Consider the following 15,819-nt stretch of genomic DNA (forward strand, 5'->3'; position numbering starts at 1 on the left):
CCGCGGACCGGGTCCGCGGCGGGCCGCCCGGGGCGCTGCGTCCGGGAGCGGTGCGTCCGGGAGCGGTGCGTCCGGTCAGCCGCGGTCGCCGTCCCCGCCGCCGTCCCGGCCGCTGCTCGCCCCGTCGCCCTGGCCGCCCTGGCCGGTGTCCTGGCCGCCGGGCTCGCCGTGCTCCGCCATCGCCTTGGTCCGGGCCGCGAACCCGGCCTCCTGCATCGCCGCGCGGTTGGCCGCCGCCCACGTGTTGGAGGCCCGCAGCCGCTCGGTCGTCCCCCGGAAGCGGGGCACCACGAAGCGCGCGAACAGGTCGACGCTCCGCAGCTGGGCCTCCCGCCGCGCCCAGTCCTGGCAGGAGATGAGCAGGGTGCCGAAGCCCCCGGTGACCTCCTGGAGCTTGGTGATCGCGCCGACGACGTGCTCGACGTCGCCGGCGATGATGCCGTTGGCCGCCACGGTGGCCTCGAAGGCCTTGGCGCCGCTCAGCGGGTTGCGGGACATCGGGATGCCGAAGGTGTCGATCCACAGCTCGTTGCGCTGGCGCAGCCACCCCTCCCGGATGTCCTCCAGCGCCTCCTCGGAGGTCGGCGCCACGTGGACGGGGACGACCAGCCGCCAGTCGTCCCGGGAGACCCGGCGGCCGGCCTCGGCGGCGGCCTCCTCGTGGTGGCGCCACTGGTCCGCCAGGCGTTCGATGCCGAGGCTGTGGCCGGCCCGCACCACGCCCCACGGCGGGGCGGCGTGGGACAGCACGCTGATGCCCAGCCGGCCGGCCAGCCGGACGCCGAACGGGGTGGCGGCGCTGGCGACGGTGACCTCGGGGCCGCCCGGGGTGAACGGGTCGAGCTGGAGCCGGGCGTCGACGAGGCGGAACCAGCCCTCGTCGCGGGTGACCGTCTCGCCGGCGAGCAGTGCGACGACCGTCTCCATCGCCTGGGCGGTGCGCTCGCGGGTGTCCTCCGGGGCGATCCCGAACATGTGCATGTCCGAGATCACCGAGCCGGCGCCGCCGCCCAGGATGAAGCGGCCCCGGGTCATGTGGTCGAGCTGGACGGCCCGGTCGGCGACCAGGAAGGGGTGGTGGTAGGGCAGTGCGGTGACGCCGGTCGCGAACTTGATCCGCCGGGTGCGCTCGGCCGCCGCCGCGATGAAGAGCTCCGGTGCGGGGATGGTGCCCCAGCCCGCCGAGTGGTGCTCGCCGATCCACAGTTCCTCGTAGTTCAGCGTGTCGACGACCTGGGCGAATTCGAGGTCGCGCTGGTAGAGGAGGGTCGGGTCCTCACCGATCGGGTGCAGGGGGGAGATGAAACAGCCGAAGCGCATGGTGGTCCTCTGACTCGGTTGGGTGGTGACGGGCGCACGGCCCCCGGGAGCGGTCACAGCGCGCGGGCGATGGCCGCGCGCTGGATCTGGTTGGTGCCCTCGATGATCTGCAGGAGCTTCGCCTCGCGCATCCACCGCTCCACGGGGTGGTCCTGGACGTAGCCGTGCCCGCCGAGCACCTGGACGGCGTCGGTGGTGACCCGCATCGCGGTGTCGGTCGCGAACAGCTTGGCCTGGGCGGCCTGGGTCGCGAACGGCCGTCCGGCGTCCCTGATCCGGGCCGCCTCCAGGAGCAGCGCGCGGGCCGCCGCGACCTGGGTGGCCATGTCGGCGAGCAGGAAGCCGACGCCCTGGAAGGTGATGACGGGCGCGCCGAACTGGACCCGGCCCTTGGCGTACTCGGTGGCGTAGTCCAGGGCCGCCTGGGCGAGGCCGACCGCGCACGCCGCGATGCCGAGCCGCCCGTGGTCGAACACCGAGGCCGCCACCAGCATGCCCCGGTTCTCCCGGCCGAGGCGCATGGACTCCGGCACCCGGACGTCCTGGAGGACGACCTGGGCGGTCGGCAGCGTGGCGACCGCCATCTTGTGCTCGGGGCGCTGGGGCAGCACCCCCGGGGTCCGCGCGTCGACCATCAGGCAGGTCAGCCCGCCGAGGCCGGCGCCACCGGTGCGGCAGTACACGTTGTAGAGGCCGGCCACGCCGCCGTGGCTGACCCAGGACTTGGTGCCGGAGAGCAGGTAGCCGTCCCCGGTGCGGACGGCGGTGGTGCGGATGCCCTCCAGGTCCGAGCCGGCGTCGGCCTCGGAGAGGGCGTTCGCGCCGAGCACCTCGCCGGTGAGCAGCCCGGGGAGCAGGCGGTCCCGCTGGCCGTCGTCGCCGAACCGGGCCAGGCCGTGCGCGGCCAGCACCTGGAGGTGGACGGACTCGGCCACCGCGAACCAGCGCCGGGCGAGGCACTCCAGCACCTGGAGGTAGACGGTGTAGGGCTGGTCGCCACCGCCCCAGCGCTCCGGGAACGGCAGCCCGAGCAGGCCGGCCCGGCCGAGCAGTTCGACCGTCTCCCGGGGGAAGCGGCCGCTGCGTTCCTCCGCGGCGGCGCGCGGGGCGAGTTCCTTGTCCGCAATCTCCTCGGCCAGCGCGAACAGGTCGCGCTGGGTGTCGTCGGCGAAGTGGCGTTCGACCTTCACCACCGCGCCGCCTCGGGGAAGGCCCGGACGACGGCGCGCACCGAGTGCTCCCAGTAGGAGCGGACCGCGAGGTCGCCGTAGATGAACTCGCGCTTGGCCTCGACGTCGGCGGCCGAGGAGCTGTGGTAGCCGCCCGGTGCGGACTCCGCCAGGAGCTGCAGCCGGCAGGCCCGTTCGAGCAGGTGGGCGAGGACGACGGCGTGCTTGAGCGACTTCCCGACGATCAGCCCGCCGTGGTTGCGCAGCAGGAGGGCCGGATCCGGTCCGAGGGCGGCGGCGACCGCGCGGCCGGTGGCGATGTCCAGGATCGTGTTGCTGGTGACGGTGAAGCGGGACAACCGGTGCTCGAAGCAGGCGCCGTCGTGGGACACCGGGCGCATCACCAGATCGGTGGCGCCGAAGACCAGGGTGTACGGCGCGTGGCTGTGGACGACGGCGTTGACGTCGGGCCGGGCCTCGTACACGGCCTGGTGCAGGGCGAGTTCGGGCGGGGCGAGGCGGTGGGCGGGTGCGTCGGGGTCGACCTCGGCGGGCACCACGTCCTCGGGCAAGCACTCGTCGAAGCCGGTGAGCGCGCCCTTGATCTGGAAGGAGCGGCTGCCGGGCAGCCGGGCCGACACCTGTCCCTGGTTGAAGTCGTCGTGCCCGCCGAGCGAGAGCGAGCGGGCGGCGACCGCGAGCCGGCCGCGCAGGTGGCGCTCGGCCGGGGTCCGTTGCGGCGGTGGGTGCGCCCCGGCCGCCGCGGCCGGGCGGACGTCGGTGGTCTCATCCGTAGGGGTCGACATGCCTGCTCCTTCGGGCTGCGTCGTCGTAGACGTCGTCCATCGACCACAGGCCGGGCCGGGCCCGGGCGAGCCAGCGCACCGCGAGCAGGGCGCCCGCGGCGGCGGCGGCCAGCGATCTGACGTCGTGGTGGATCGTCAGGGTCTGGTGGTCGAAGGTGAGTCGGAAGGTGTGTTCGCTGACCGGCAGGCCGGAGCGCAGCGACGCGAGCTCGGCCGGCGGTTCGCCGGTCCGGTCGGTCCACAGCTCGGCCAGGGCCAGGGCGGAGGCGCTGGGGCTGTCCCGTTTCGCCGTGGTGTGCCGTTCGTGCACCGCGGCCTCGGGCCGGTCGGTGTGCCCGGCCAGGGTGTGGGCGAGCAGCGCGACGGTCCGGCGCTGGAGCCAGTGGCCGAGGGTGAGGTTGGCGGCGCGCAGCACGGGGCGTTCGGCCGCCAGGTCCCGCAGCGCGTCGAGGTGGCCCGGGGTCAGCCCGGAGGCGCAGCTGAGCAGTGGCAGGCCGGCCGCGCGGCACTGGGCGACGGTGTGTCCGGTCGCGGCGGCGGGGGCGGCGTCCACGACGAGGTCGGCGCCCTCCCGGAGCGGCAGGTCGCCGCCGGGGCCCGCCGCCAGCACGTGGTGGCCGTCGTCGCGGCAGGCCCGGGCGACGGCCGTGCCGAGTCTGCCGCGGGCGCCGACCAGGGCGACCCGGAGGGCGTCACCCGGCATGGGCGCCCACTCCCTGGCCCTCCATGTACTGCACGAGGCCACCGACGGTGCCCAGGGTGCCCGCGGCCTCCTCCAGGTCGATGTAGACGCCGTACTCGTTCTCCAGCGAGTCGATCAGCCGCAGGAAGGAGAGCGAGGACATGCCGAGTTCGGCGAAGGTGGAGCCGCCTGCGCGGACGGCGTCGAGCGGGAGTCCGCCGTCGGAGGCGGTCACCGCGAGGTCGGCGACGCGGTCGTGCAGGGAACCGGCCTGCGGGGCCTGACTGGTCATGACACTCCGTTTCATGGGGACGGTCCGGTGGGACCGCGGGGCGGCCGGCGGGGTGTCCGCCGGCCGGGACGCCGCCGGGCTCAGTTCTCCAGCAGCGCGCGGGCCGCGGCCAGCCGGGGCTTGCCGATGCTGGACGCGGGGATCCGGTCCACGACGGCGAGGCGTTCGGGCACCTTGTACGGGGCGAGCAGGCCGCGGCAGTGGGCGCGCACGGTGTCGGTGGCGAGGCCGGCGGGCGCCGCGACGAGGGCGCCGAGCGCCTTGTCGCCGTCGGACCTGGTGACCTCCAGGACGAGGGCGTCGGTCACCCCGGGCACGGTGCGAAGGACGTCCGCGACCTCGGTGGGGTCGACCTTGCGGCCGCCGACGTTGATGTGCTTGCCGGAGCGGCCGGCCAGGTGGAGCAGGCCGTCCGCCAGGTAGCCCTCGTCCCCGGTCAGGTAGAACCCGTCGGCGTCGAGCCGCTGTTCGAGCAGACCGGGGGCGTTGAGGTAGCGGGAGCCCATGGAGGCGGAGCGGACGGCGATCACGGCGGGCTCCCCGGCCCGGGCTCCGGGCGGGATCCGGAACTCGACGCCGGGCAGGGGCGCGCCGAGGCCGCGGGCCGGGGCGGGGGCCCGGTCGAAGGTGAGCGGGCCGGTCTCGGCGATGCCGTAGTAGTTGGCGACGGCGAGTCCGTAGCGCTCCTCCAGGGCGCGGGCGTCGTCCGGTGGCAGCGGGGCGCCCGAGGAGATCGCCACCCGGATCCCGGCGAGTTCCGGGGCGGGGGCGGTGCGCCGCAGCAGTGAGGCGTAGAGCGCCGGGAACCCGGTGAGCCGGGTGGGCGCGGTCTGCCGCACGTAGCGCAGGACGTGGCCGGCCGTGGGCAGCCCGCCGGCCAGGTGGAGGACGGAGCCGGCCAGCAGGCCGGGGACGAGCGAGGTGTTGAAGGCCAGGCCGTTGGCGAGGCCGGCGAAGCAGAGGATGCGGTCCTCCGGCCCCAGGCCGGTGCCGGTGATCCAGCCGGTGGCGGCCCCGGTCACCGCGGTGCCGGCGAACTCCACGCAGCCGGGGTAGCCGGTGCTGCCGGTGGTGTACCGGCACAGCTCGGTGGTCGCCAGCAGGTCCGGGCGTTCGCGTTCCCCGGTGGCCTCGCTCAGTTCCAGGGGTCCGGTCAGCGGGCGGAGGGGACGGGCCGATCCCGCCGGCAGCGGCCGGTCGTGGATCAGGAGGTCGATGCCGCAGCTGCGGACGGCGGCGGCGATCTCCGTCTCGCCCCACTGCGGGTCGAAGAGGAACGGCACCGCGCCCGCGCCGAGCACGGCCAGCAGGGCGACCGGGTAGTGCGCGGTGTTGCCGGCCGTCAGCGCGACCCGCGCGCGGTCCGGGCCCGGCCGGTCGGCGAGGCCGAGAAGCCCCCGCAACTCCTCGGCCCGGTCGAGGAGTTCACCGAAACTGAGGGTCCCCTCCGGATCGCTGACGGCGGGCCGGTCGCGGTGGCTGTGCAGAGAGGCGCGCAGGCGCTCCCACAGCAGGCCGGTCATCCTTCCCCCTGGGCGTAGGCGATCTCGGCGCGGTCGAGCTTGCGGTCGTCGTCGCGGTCGCTGCCGAGGGCGACGATGTAGAGCAGTTCACGGGTGTCGTCCAGGCCCGCGGCGGCCAGCCAGCGGGCCGCGTCGAACCCGCCGACGCCGGTGACGCCGATCGCGTTGCGCGCGGCACCGAGGTAGAGCAGGTGGGCGGCGGCCGCGGAGCGGAAGATCGCCTCGCGCAGCGGGGCGGGGCCGGTGCCGAGGGTGCCGGCCCGGTCGGCGTGCAGGAGGACGAAGGAGTCCGCGCCCGCCAGGTGGCTCTGGCCCATGCAGGCGCGGGCGATGTCCTCGGTGCCGGTGACGAAGGCGGTGCCGACGAAGCGCAGCGCGTCGCCGTGCCCGGGTCCCCGGTCGGGGAAGCGGCCGGGCGGGGTCAGCACGGTGACGCCGAATCCGCTGCCGGTGAGGTCGCAGGGCAGTTCGGTGGCCAGCGCGCCGACGGCGTCCAGCAGGACGGCGGGGTCGAGCGCCTGGCGGCCGAAGCGCTTGGAGGAGCGCCGCACCCGGGAGAGTCCGGTCCACTCGCCGGGCCGGATCCCCTCCGGCGCCAGGAGCGGCGGGACGGCGTCGACGACGGTGCGCGCCACCACCGGGGCCCGGTCCCGGCCGGCCGCGAGCAGGCCGGGGATGCCGGCCCAGCAGACCGCTTCGAGCCGGCCGGTGCTCTCCATCGGTGCCGGGTGCTCCTGGTGGAGGTAGCCCCAGCCGGCCGGGGCGGGCACGGCCGCGTCCCGCTCCGGAACCTCCAGCTCCAGCACGGAGTGGATCCCGCGGTACGGCAGGTGGTCGGCGAGCGCCTCGGCGAGCCGCCGGCGGGGCACCGCGAGGCGCAGCCGGGCGGCGCCGTGGTCGAGCGCGGTCCCGAGCAGGTTGGTCGCCGCGTGCCCGGCGTCGATCTGCGCGTAGAGGTAGCCGCGGGGGCCGTACTTGCGGATCGACAGCCAGGGCCGGACGGCGAGCAGGACGAGGACGGACCGGTCGTCGTCGGTGGTCCCGGCGAGGACCTCGTCCAGCGGCGGGCCGCCGGCGGTGCGCACGCAGAGCCGGCGGTCGAGGTCGAGCCGGTAGAGGACGGCGGGGCCCGGAGCGGAGCGGTCCAGGACCAGGACGTCGTAGGGGAAGATCGCCCCCGCGGAGGGGACCGAGCGGATCCCGCCGGGCCCCCTGGAGAGGATGCCGTCGTCGACGACGCCCAGGGCCCGGGCGAGGCCCGGTCCGGGGGCGGTGTCCTCGGCGAGCACGGGGCGCGCCGAGATGGTGGTCAGTTCGGCCCAGATCCGGGCGAGTTCGGTGTCGTCGGCGACGCCCGCGGGGGTGTCGGTCAGGTGGACGGGTTCACGGGTGTGCAAGGTACCTGCCTTCCTAGGAGTAGGCGCCGGCCTGCAGCGTGTACAGCTCCGCGTAGAGCCCCGGGCGGGCCATGAGGTCCTGGTGGGTGCCCCACTCGCGGATCCGCCCGTCCTCCAGGACGACGATCCGTTCGGCGCGGCTCACGGTGGAGAACCTGTGGGTGACCAGGACGGTGACGGAGCCGTGGGCCAGCGCGCGGGTGCGGGCGGTGGCCCCGTAGCCGTCGAACAGGAGGTGCTCGGCCTCGGCGTCGAGGGCCGAGGCGGGCTCGTCGAGGACGAGCAGCAGGGGGGCCGGGCGCAGCAGGGTGCGGGCCAGGCCCAGCTTCTGCCACTGGCCGCCGGAGAGTTCGGCGCCGTCCCCGTAGCCCTTGCCGAGCAGGTGGTCGACGCCCTGCGGGAGGGCGTCGGCGATGCTCCGGGCGTCGGCCCGGTGCAGGGCGTCGGCGAGGGCGGCGTCGTCCTCGCCGGGCGGGGTGCCGGGGCGCAGGTCGCCGAGGCCGACGGTCCGGCGCAGCGGCAGTTCGTAGCGGGCGAAGTCCTGGAGGAGGGCGGCGACGCGGGTCCGCCAGGCCGCGGCGTCGAGGTCGGCGAGGTCGGTGCCGTCGACCAGGATCCGGCCCCGGGTGGGGCGGTAGAGGCCGCAGAGCAGTTTGACCATGGTGCTCTTGCCCGCGCCGTTCTCGCCGACCAGGGCGACGGTGGCGCCGGCCGGGAGTTCGAGGTCGATGTCGTCCAGGACGGGCTCGGCCGCGCCGGGGTAGGTGAAGGAGACGTGCTCGAAGCGGATGCCGCCCTCCAGCCGGGCGGGGACGGACCGGGCGGGCCGGGTCGGGGGGCCGGCCGGGGCCCGGGGTGCGGCGGCGGGTACGGCGGGTGCGTCGGGCTCCCCCGGTGCGGCGGCGGGCGGTTCGGCGGCCAGCCCGGCCAGCCGGCGCACGGTGCGCCCGGCGCCCTGGAGGGTCCCGAACAGCGCCAGGAACGCCGCCGTCTGGGTGCTGATCTGCACCGTCAGGGTGATCACCAGGATGACGTCACCGAGCCCGATCCGCCCGTCCAGGGCCGCACCGACGGTGATCAGCAGCGCGGCGGCGTAGGCGGCCGCGAACAGCAGCTGGCCGACGGCGCGCAGCCCGGCGGCGCCCCACTGGGCACGGTTGAGCACCCTGCTCGCCGCCCGCCAGGACTCGGCCTGCCGGCGGCGGAGTTCGGGACCGGCGCCGGAGAGCCGGATCTCCCCGGCCGGGCCGGGGGCGGTGGCGAGCCGGAGCAGGTCGCGGGTGCGGCGCGAGTGCGCGGCGCTGCGCCGCTTGGCTCCCTCCACGAGTTCCTGGGCCCGGTGTCCGGCCAGCACCGGCGGCACCGCGAGCAGCGGCAGCAGGGCCAGCACGGGCTCCACCCGGGCCAGGAGCGCCATGGTGAGCACGGTCTGCAGGCCGATGGCGACCAGTTGGAGGACCGCCTCCAGGGCGGCCCGGGTCTTGACCACGTCCTCCCGGACCAGGTGCAGGGTGTCGGCGAACTCCGGGCCGGCCACGCGTTCCAGGGTGTCCGGGCCGGCCGCGGCGTCCAGCAGCCGGCTCTGGAGCTCGATCTCCTCCAGCTCGCCGAGCTCGAAGTAGTGCAGGTGGGCGAAGTGGCCGAGCATCAGCTCGGCGACCAGCAGCAGCGCTGCGGCCAGCGCGAAGCCCGCGGCCGGTCCGCCGTCGCCCGCGAGCACGGCCTCCGTGAGGTGCTTGAGCGCGATCGCGAGGGCGGGGGTCGCCAGGCAGCCGAGCAGCAGGAGTCCCAGACCGAGGACGAGCCGGCGGCGGTCGATGCGCCAGGAGAGCCGGGTGAAGTGGACGACGGCGAGCGACAGGTCCTTCATCGCAGGGCTCCCGGGCGGTCGGTGGCGACCCCGTCAGGGGACGCCTCGAAGCGGTCGGCCTGGAGGCGGAACAGCTCCGCGTAGCGGCCGCCGGTCCGCAGCAGGCTCTCGTGGTCGCCGCTCTCGATCACGGCGCCGTTCTCGACGACCACGATGTGGTCGGCGCGCCGGACGGTGGAGAAGCGGTGCGAGATCACCACGCTGGTGGTCCCCCGGGTGAGTTCGAGGAAGCGGTCGTAGAAGGCCACCTCGGCGCGGATGTCGAGCTGGGCGGTCGGCTCGTCGAGGACCAGCACCTCCGCCCCGGCGTCGACCGCGTACAGGGCCCGGGCGAGGGCGACCCGCTGCCACTGGCCGCCGCTGAGGTCCCGGCCGCCCTCGTGGGCGGCGGAGAGCACGGTGTCGAGGCCCACGGTGTCCAGCACCTCCCGGGCGCCCGCCCGTTCCAGGGCGGAGGTGATCGCGACCGGGTCGGCCGGGCGGTGGGCCGCGCCGATCGCGACGTTCTGCGCGAGCGTCAGCTCGTAGCGGTTGAAGTCCTGGAAGACGACGGCCAGCCGGCGCCGCCACTCGGCCGGTTCGAGGTCGGTCAGCGGCACGCCGTCGACCTCGATCCGCCCGCCGTCCGGCTCGTGGACCCGGGCCAGCAGCTTGACCAGGGTCGTCTTGCCGGCGCCGTTGAGGCCGATCACCGCCGTCGAACGGTTGGCGGGCAGCACCAGGTCGAGCTCCCGGTAGACCCGGCGGTCCGCGCCGGGGTAGCCGAAGGAGACCTTGCGGAAGGCGATGCCCTCGGTCTGCCGGGGCACCGGCCGCGGGTGTTCCGGGCGGGGCTCGTGGCCCGCCTGTTCCTCGAAGTCGGTGAGCGCCCGGTGCGCCAGCAGGCCGTACTGGGTCTGCACGTCGCTCTCCGGGAAGTAGACGCCGAAGCGCAGCGGTACGAGCAGGCACTGCACGGTCAGCGCGAGCGCCAGCGCGCCGTCCTGGCCGGCGGGCACGGCGGTGGCGAGCACCAGGAACGCCCCGCCCCCGCCGAGCAGGGCCACCGCCGCGAGGCCGAGGAAGGGCCGCAGCAGCAGCCGGCGGCGCTCCTTCCAGAGCTGTGCCAGGTAGCCGACGGCCTCGGCCCGGTAGCGTGCCCGGAACCAGGGCAGGGCGCCGAGCAGCCGGATCTCCTTGCCGCCGGAGGCGTCGACCGCGGCGGTCCGCAGGTAGGCGGACTTGCGGCGCTCGCCCGCCATGGACTTCCAGTACTCGACGAAGGACGCGAGGGAGCCGCGCTGGCCGAACCGGACGGCGAGGGCGGTCGCCCCGGCGAACAGGGCGGCCCACGGGCCGAGCACCACCGCGAGGACCACCAGGGCGGCGGCCAGCTGGGAGTAGCGGGCGACGAGGTTCACCAGGCCGGCGGCGGCGTCGCCGGGGCTGGGCATCGCGCGGTCGAAGGCCGAGCGGGCGTCCGCCAGCCGGTCGAGCGACTCCGGCCGGTCCAGGGCGGCGGGCGGCGCGTCGATCGTGGTGGCCGTCAGCAGCCGGTCGACGCAGTGGCCGTCGACGGCCCGGGTGACGGACTCGGCCACGGCGGTCTGGAACGGGCGCAGGGTCTGGGCGACGACGAAGGCGGCGAGGCCGGCCACCAGGGCGGGCAGCACGGTGGCCCAGTCGCCCCCGGCGGCCGCCGCCCGGGGCAGCCGGGCGATCGCGACGGCGGTGGCGACCATGAACGCCACCGGCAGCAGGCCGAGCGCGAGGTTCACGGCGAGGGCGAGGGCCACCAGCGGCCGGCCGGCCGCCGGGAGCAGCCGGGCGACGGCCAGCCAGCGGGCGGCGCGGGCGCGCACGGCCGCCGCGGGCCCGCCTCCGGTGCGGGTCATGCGCCCTCCCCGGCGGGGACCGGCGCCGACGCGAGCCGCAGCGCGCTGTCCAGGACCACCCGCTCCGTCTCGCGCAGGCACTCCTCCACCGCCGGACGGGGCAGCAGGAGGGTGTCCGCCATCACGAAGAAGCGGGCCGAGTCGGGCGAGTAGGTGGTGTGCGCGAAGAAGGTCGCGTCCTGGGCGGCCCAGGTGCCCTCGACCCAGAGCCGGGTCCGGGCCCGGAGCTCCTCGACGGCCGCGTCGCCGGCCGGCAGCCCGCCCAGGGTGTCGGGCCAGCGGTCCTGGAGCCGCGCGTCGTTGAAGAAGCAGCCGAGGTCGGGGCGGGAGCCGCGGGCCTCGGCGACGCCGTCCAGGACCCGGTCGAGGTCGACGGGGTGGTAGCGGGCGTTGCGGTAGGCGACGACGGCGCGTTCGTGGGTGGCGCGCACGAGCGCGGGGAAGTCGTCCCCGGCCGTGTCCACCGTGAACAGCGCGTTCTCGGTCATCGAGCCCACCAGGTCGTCGGTGCGCGGGTCGACCCGGTTGAAGGCGATCAGCTGGAGGACCACGGAGTCCCGGCGGGCGAACCGGCCGACGACGGCGGCGGTCGCGGCGAGCAGGACCGTCGAGGCGGACGTGCCGCAGTGGCCGGCCAGCGCGGTCGCGGCGAGCGCGAGCGCGGGCGAGTCCATGCCCAGCCGGACGAAGCGCTCGGGGTCGGCGGGGGCCTCGGGCGACGGCCCGAACATCGCGGGGGGCGCCTTCTCCAGGGTCCGCTGCCAGTAGCGCAGCGCCCCCTGGCTGCGGGCGAGCCCGCCCGGCGAACGCTCGGCGGCGGCCTGGTCGCGCGGCTGCCACGGGTCGGCGGTGAGCGGTTCCCCTGCGGCGAGGGCGCGCAGTTCGCGTTCCAGGACCCGCATCGACCAGCCGTCGACGGCCTGGTGGGTGACCACCGCGCCGACGCAGACCGCCTCCTCGCCGCGGGTGAAGACGGTGAACCGGCCGGGCATGCCGTCGGCGCCGGGCAGCGGTTCGGCGGCCTGGGCGACGGTCCGGGCCTCCGCGGCCTCCCGGACGTCGCCGCCGGGCACCGGCACGACCAGGACCTCCACGGTGCCCTCGGTGCGCACCGTCTGCTCGGGCTCGGCCCCCTCGGCCCCGCCGGACGCCCAGGTGGTCCGCAACGCCTCGTGCCGGACCAGGAGTTCACCGACGGCCCGGACCGCGGTGTCGACCGTGGTGCCCGGCGGGAGGTCGATCAGCCGGCGCACGTTGAAGTAGTGCGCTTCGTCGCCCATCCACGCGATCGTCCGCCAGATCGCGAGCTGCCCCCAGGTCAGCGGGGAGGTCCCGCCCTCCGGCACGGAAAAGGACAGTGGGCGAACTTCTTCCTGACTGGGCACCTGAAAGCATCCTCCGTCGGAGAGGGGGAGAAATGGCCCGGGGAATCCCGGCGGCCTCGCGGTGGGGCGAAGGCCCGCGGCCCCGGGGGTCGCGGGCGGCGGAACGGCGTGACTGCGGAACGGCGGAACAGCGGTCGCCACTGGACCGGACGGGCACAATCTAGGCACAGGTCTATACCAGCGTCAATGATCTGTCTCATCATCAGAGAACGTGCAGCACACCACCGTTGGCGAACAGTCAGCCGAATCCCAGCCGTCCGCACAGCCCCGGTGAACCCCTGGCGGTGACTCCCGCGCCTCTGCTTTGATGACGCCCATGAGCGACGAAAGACTCCGCCGGATCGCGATCCTGCTCTTCCCCGACGTCGAGGAACTGGACGCCGTCGGCCCGTGGGAGGTGCTCTCCTACTGGACCCGCAAGTTCCCCGAGGACGGCTGGCGCGTCGACTGCGTCTCGCGGGACGGGGCACCGGCGCACTGCGCCAAGGGCCTCACGATCCTGCCGCACTTCTCCCGGGACGCGATGCCGCCCGCCGACGTCGTCCTGCACCCCGGCGGGCAGGGCACCCGGCCGCTGATGGAGGACGAGGACCACCTCGCCTGGGTGCGCGAGCTCTCCGCGGAGGCGTCACTGACCACCAGCGTGTGCACGGGGGCGCTGGTGCTGGCCAAGGCCGGCCTGCTGCGCGGCCGCGCCGTCACCACCCACCGGACGTCCCTGGACCTGCTCGCCGAACTTGAGCCGACCGCCGAGGTCCGCCGGGACTCCCGCTTCGTGGACGACGGCGACCTCGTCACCTCGGCCGGCATCTCCGCCGGGATCGACATGGCGCTGCACCTCGTGGCGCGGCTGCACTCCGTCGAGCGGGCGCGCCAGGTCCGCCACGGCATCCAGTACGACCCCGAGCCGCCGGTCTAAAGCTCGTCCGACGACTCCCGCCCGCCCCGGTGCCGCGCCACCCCGTGGAGCAGCACCGGGAGCGCGCGGTGGCCGTTGGAGATCAGCGACTCGACCGGGCGCAGCTCGGTGCCCGGCGCGAGGACGACGTCGGGGAAGCGCTCGAACAGCCGGCGCAGGGCGGTGCGGCCCTCCAGCCGGGCCAGCGGGGCGCCGAGGCAGAAGTGCACGCCGTGGCCGAAGGCGAGGTGGTCCTTGTCCGCCCTGGTGATGTCGAAGACGTCGGCGTCCGGGTGCCGGGCGGGGTGCCGGCCCGCGGCGGCGTAGGCGGCGAGGATCACCTCGCCGCGGCGGACGGTGACACCGCCCGGCAGGTCGATGTCCTCGACGGCGTAGCGCAGCGGCAGGTGGGCGACGGGCGCGTCGTGCCGCAGCGCCTCCTCCACCACGTCGTCCCAGCCGGCCCTGCCCGCGCGCACCAGGGCGAGCTGTTCGGGGTGGCCGAGGAGCCCGGTGATGCCGTTGTCGATCAGGTTCACGGTGGTCTCGTAGCCGGCCGAGACGATCAGCAGCAGGGTGTCGCGCAGCTCCTCCTCGGTCAGCGCGGCCGCCCCGCCGTCCCCGGCCTCCTCGGTGTCGCGGGCGGCGATCAGCAGCGAGGTCATGTCGTCGCCCGGCTCACGGCGCTTGGTGGCGATCAGCTCGTCCAGCATGGCGTAGAACGCGAGCAGGTTGGCGTGCGACTGCTCCGGCGTGAGGACGGTGGAGAAGACCCGGTCGACGGTCGCGCGGAAGCCGTCCCGCAGCGCGTCGGGCAGACCGAGGAGCCGGGCGATGACCTGGATCGGCAGCCGGTGCGCCAGGTGTTCGCGCAGGTCGGCGACCGCGCCCGCAGGCAGCACGGCCAGGTCGTCCAGCAGGGCGTCGGTCAGCTGCTCGATCTGCCCGGTCATCGCGTTGATCCGGCGGGCCGAGAACGCGGTGCCGATCAGCCGGCGCAGCCGCCGGTGCTCCGGGCCGTAGGCGGTGAACATGTTGCGGGCGGCCACCCAGACCGCCAGCGGCCAGGTGGGCACCACCTCGGCGAAGTCCGGCCAGTGCTGGTACGGGTCCTTGGACACCCGGGGGTCCCGGAGCAGGGACTCCAGCAGAGCCGGATCGGCCACCCCCCAGGCCCGCACACCCAGGATGTCCACCGGCGCCGCCGGTCCGCGGGCGATCAGTTCGACGGTCTCGGCGTCACGGTCGCGGCCGGTCGGATCCAGCACGAGACGGTCCACGGGGCTCCCTCGGTCGGGCGGCTGGGGCGCGCGGCGGACGGACGCGCACCAGGACGAGCATGACGCCGCGCACCCGTGCCGTCGAGAGGGCATCACGGCCCCGGGCGGGCGGAGTTGACGCCCGGTCACCGCCTCGGCCGGCGCGGCCCGGACCGTCACCCGTTCGGTCGCCGCAGCGTCACTTGACCGATGCGCGCCGCCGCGCCGCCGTCGAGAGTGGCTCCTGCAGGCCGGACGGAGCCGCTCCCACGGAGGGAACACCAGCATGATCGACAGGCGCACCTTCACCAAGGCCCTCGGGCTCGGCGCGGGCACCACCGCGTGGACGCTCGCCGGACCGCCCGGGCCGGCCCGGGCCGCGGACACCGGCGCCGCCACGGCCGCGGCACCCACCGGCTTCGCCCGGCTGGGTGTGGTCCGGGCCGGGCTGCTCGACATCGGGTACGCCGAGGACGGGCCCGCCGACGGCCCGGTGGTCCTCTGCCTGCACGGCTGGCCGTACGACATCCACAGCTACGCCGGCGTCGCCCCGCTGCTCGCGGCGCACGGCTACCGCGTGGTCGTGCCCCACCTGCGCGGACACGGCACCACCCGCTTCCGGTCCCCCGGCACGGTCCGCAACGCCCAGCAGTCCGCCGTCGCGCTCGACGTCCTCGCACTGATGGACGCGCTGCGGATCGAACGGGCCGTCCTGGCCGGCTTCGACTGGGGCGCCCGCACCGCCGCCGTCCTCGCCGCGCTCTGGCCCGAGCGCGTGAAGGCGCTGGTGTCCGTGGGCGGCTACCTCGTCACCGACGTGCGGGCGCAGCGGGAGCCGCTGCCGGCCGCGGCCGAGCACACCTGGTGGTACCAGTTCTACTTCGCCACCGAGCGCGGCCGGCTCGCCGTGGCGGACCGCGTCAGGCGCGACGACCTGTACCGGCTCGTCTGGCGGACCGTCTCCCCCACCTGGGCGTTCGACGACGCGGACTTCGCCCGCACCGCCGCCGCCTTCGACAACCCGGACCACGCCGCGATCGTGATCCACAACTACCGCTGGCGGCTGGGCCTCGCGGACGGCGAGCGCCGCTACGACCGGCTGGAGGAGCGGCTCGCCGCCCGCCCGCGGATCGCCGTGCCCACCGTGACCCTCGACGCCGGGCGCGACCCGTTCACCGCCCCCGGCGACGGCGCCGGGTACCGGCGGTTCTTCACCGGCCCCTACCTGCACCGCACCCTGCCGGACACCGGCCACAACGTGCCCCAGGAGGCCCCGGGCGGGTTCGCCCGGGCCGTGCTGGACGCCGACCGCCTCTGAGCACGCCGCCGCGCCGCCACCCGGTG

The 15,819-nt window shown here is 75.6% G+C and carries 13 protein-coding genes; 2 read left to right on the top strand and 11 right to left on the bottom strand.

The genetic code is table 11. The annotated features are described in order from the left end of the window. Nucleotides 1–75: 75 nt before the first annotated feature. The 10 genes from ACFCX4_RS14670 to ACFCX4_RS14715 all read right to left on the bottom strand — a co-directional run bounded on the left by ACFCX4_RS14670 (nt 76) and on the right by ACFCX4_RS14715 (nt 12,486). Nucleotides 76–1,320 (bottom strand): LLM class flavin-dependent oxidoreductase, encoded by a 1,245-nt coding sequence (locus ACFCX4_RS14670; RefSeq protein WP_376142213.1) that lies wholly within the window; start codon nt 1,318–1,320, stop codon nt 76–78. Between the two features lie 53 nt (nt 1,321–1,373). Beyond that, on the bottom strand, nt 1,374–2,510 hold the full coding sequence (locus ACFCX4_RS14675; protein WP_376142216.1) for an acyl-CoA dehydrogenase family protein: 1,137 nt from the start codon (nt 2,508–2,510) through the stop codon (nt 1,374–1,376). Next, nucleotides 2,507–3,295: a class II aldolase/adducin family protein gene (locus ACFCX4_RS14680; protein WP_376142218.1), complete on the bottom strand. Its 789-nt coding sequence runs from the start codon at nt 3,293–3,295 to the stop codon at nt 2,507–2,509. The genes ACFCX4_RS14675 and ACFCX4_RS14680 overlap by 4 nt, the downstream gene beginning before the upstream one ends. Next, nucleotides 3,276–3,998, bottom strand: a complete 723-nt coding sequence (locus ACFCX4_RS14685) for a dihydrodipicolinate reductase C-terminal domain-containing protein (RefSeq protein ID WP_376142221.1) — start codon at nt 3,996–3,998, stop codon at nt 3,276–3,278. Before ACFCX4_RS14685 ends, ACFCX4_RS14680 begins: the two co-directional genes overlap by 20 nt. Further along, entirely contained in the window at nt 3,988–4,269 is a 282-nt protein-coding gene (locus tag ACFCX4_RS14690) for an acyl carrier protein (protein WP_376142223.1), read from the bottom strand. Before ACFCX4_RS14690 ends, ACFCX4_RS14685 begins: the two co-directional genes overlap by 11 nt. An 80-nt stretch (nt 4,270–4,349) precedes the next feature. Continuing rightward, the gene (locus ACFCX4_RS14695) at nt 4,350–5,792 is read right to left on the bottom strand and encodes a class I adenylate-forming enzyme family protein (RefSeq protein WP_376142226.1); all 1,443 of its coding nucleotides are present in this window, start codon (nt 5,790–5,792) and stop codon (nt 4,350–4,352) included. After that, nucleotides 5,789–7,189 carry a nitroreductase family protein gene (locus ACFCX4_RS14700; RefSeq protein ID WP_376142229.1) on the bottom strand — a complete coding sequence of 467 codons (1,401 nt, stop codon included), beginning with the start codon at nt 7,187–7,189 and terminating at the stop codon, nt 5,789–5,791. The genes ACFCX4_RS14695 and ACFCX4_RS14700 overlap by 4 nt, the downstream gene beginning before the upstream one ends. A gap of 13 nt (nt 7,190–7,202) precedes the next feature. Continuing rightward, entirely contained in the window at nt 7,203–9,059 is a 1,857-nt protein-coding gene (locus tag ACFCX4_RS14705; protein WP_376142231.1) for an ABC transporter ATP-binding protein, read from the bottom strand. After that, nucleotides 9,056–10,933: an ABC transporter ATP-binding protein gene (locus ACFCX4_RS14710; protein ID WP_376142235.1), complete on the bottom strand. Its 1,878-nt coding sequence runs from the start codon at nt 10,931–10,933 to the stop codon at nt 9,056–9,058. The genes ACFCX4_RS14705 and ACFCX4_RS14710 overlap by 4 nt, the downstream gene beginning before the upstream one ends. Continuing rightward, entirely contained in the window at nt 10,930–12,486 is a 1,557-nt protein-coding gene (locus tag ACFCX4_RS14715) for a condensation domain-containing protein (RefSeq protein ID WP_376142238.1), read from the bottom strand. The genes ACFCX4_RS14710 and ACFCX4_RS14715 overlap by 4 nt, the downstream gene beginning before the upstream one ends. Before the next feature lie 148 nt (nt 12,487–12,634). On the opposite strand from ACFCX4_RS14715, the gene ACFCX4_RS14720 reads away from it, so the two are divergent. Beyond that, a complete protein-coding gene (locus ACFCX4_RS14720; RefSeq protein WP_376142240.1) occupies nt 12,635–13,237 on the top strand; it encodes a DJ-1/PfpI family protein in 603 nt (200 codons plus the stop codon). On the opposite strand, the gene ACFCX4_RS14725 is transcribed toward ACFCX4_RS14720, so the two are convergent. Continuing rightward, nucleotides 13,234–14,496, bottom strand: a complete 1,263-nt coding sequence (locus tag ACFCX4_RS14725; RefSeq protein ID WP_376142242.1) for a cytochrome P450 — start codon at nt 14,494–14,496, stop codon at nt 13,234–13,236. The two genes, ACFCX4_RS14720 and ACFCX4_RS14725, sit on opposite strands and share 4 nt — an antisense overlap. Nucleotides 14,497–14,761: 265 nt before the next feature. Between ACFCX4_RS14725 and ACFCX4_RS14730 the strand changes: the two genes are divergently transcribed. Beyond that, nucleotides 14,762–15,793 (top strand): alpha/beta fold hydrolase, encoded by a 1,032-nt coding sequence (locus ACFCX4_RS14730; protein ID WP_376142245.1) that lies wholly within the window; start codon nt 14,762–14,764, stop codon nt 15,791–15,793. Nucleotides 15,794–15,819: the final 26 nt, after the last annotated feature.

Origin of the sequence: Kitasatospora sp. NPDC056327 (assembly GCF_042261735.1) — a bacterium.
In the GTDB taxonomy this organism is placed as follows: Bacteria; Actinomycetota; Actinomycetes; order Streptomycetales; family Streptomycetaceae; genus Kitasatospora.

What these genes read in the sequence shown, in the direction of transcription:
- ACFCX4_RS14670 (WP_376142213.1), bottom strand. Translation starts at nt 1,320, where the DNA reads ATGCGCTTCGGCTGTTTCATCTCCCCCCTGCACCCGATCGGTGAGGAC.
- ACFCX4_RS14680 (WP_376142218.1), bottom strand. Translation starts at nt 3,295, where the DNA reads ATGTCGACCCCTACGGATGAGACCACCGACGTCCGCCCGGCCGCGGCG.
- ACFCX4_RS14685 (WP_376142221.1), bottom strand. Translation starts at nt 3,998, where the DNA reads ATGCCGGGTGACGCCCTCCGGGTCGCCCTGGTCGGCGCCCGCGGCAGA.
- ACFCX4_RS14690 (WP_376142223.1), bottom strand. Translation starts at nt 4,269, where the DNA reads ATGACCAGTCAGGCCCCGCAGGCCGGTTCCCTGCACGACCGCGTCGCC.
- ACFCX4_RS14695 (WP_376142226.1), bottom strand. Translation starts at nt 5,792, where the DNA reads ATGACCGGCCTGCTGTGGGAGCGCCTGCGCGCCTCTCTGCACAGCCAC.
- ACFCX4_RS14705 (WP_376142231.1), bottom strand. Translation starts at nt 9,059, where the DNA reads ATGAAGGACCTGTCGCTCGCCGTCGTCCACTTCACCCGGCTCTCCTGG.
- ACFCX4_RS14710 (WP_376142235.1), bottom strand. Translation starts at nt 10,933, where the DNA reads ATGACCCGCACCGGAGGCGGGCCCGCGGCGGCCGTGCGCGCCCGCGCC.
- ACFCX4_RS14720 (WP_376142240.1), top strand. Translation starts at nt 12,635, where the DNA reads ATGAGCGACGAAAGACTCCGCCGGATCGCGATCCTGCTCTTCCCCGAC.
- ACFCX4_RS14730 (WP_376142245.1), top strand. Translation starts at nt 14,762, where the DNA reads ATGATCGACAGGCGCACCTTCACCAAGGCCCTCGGGCTCGGCGCGGGC.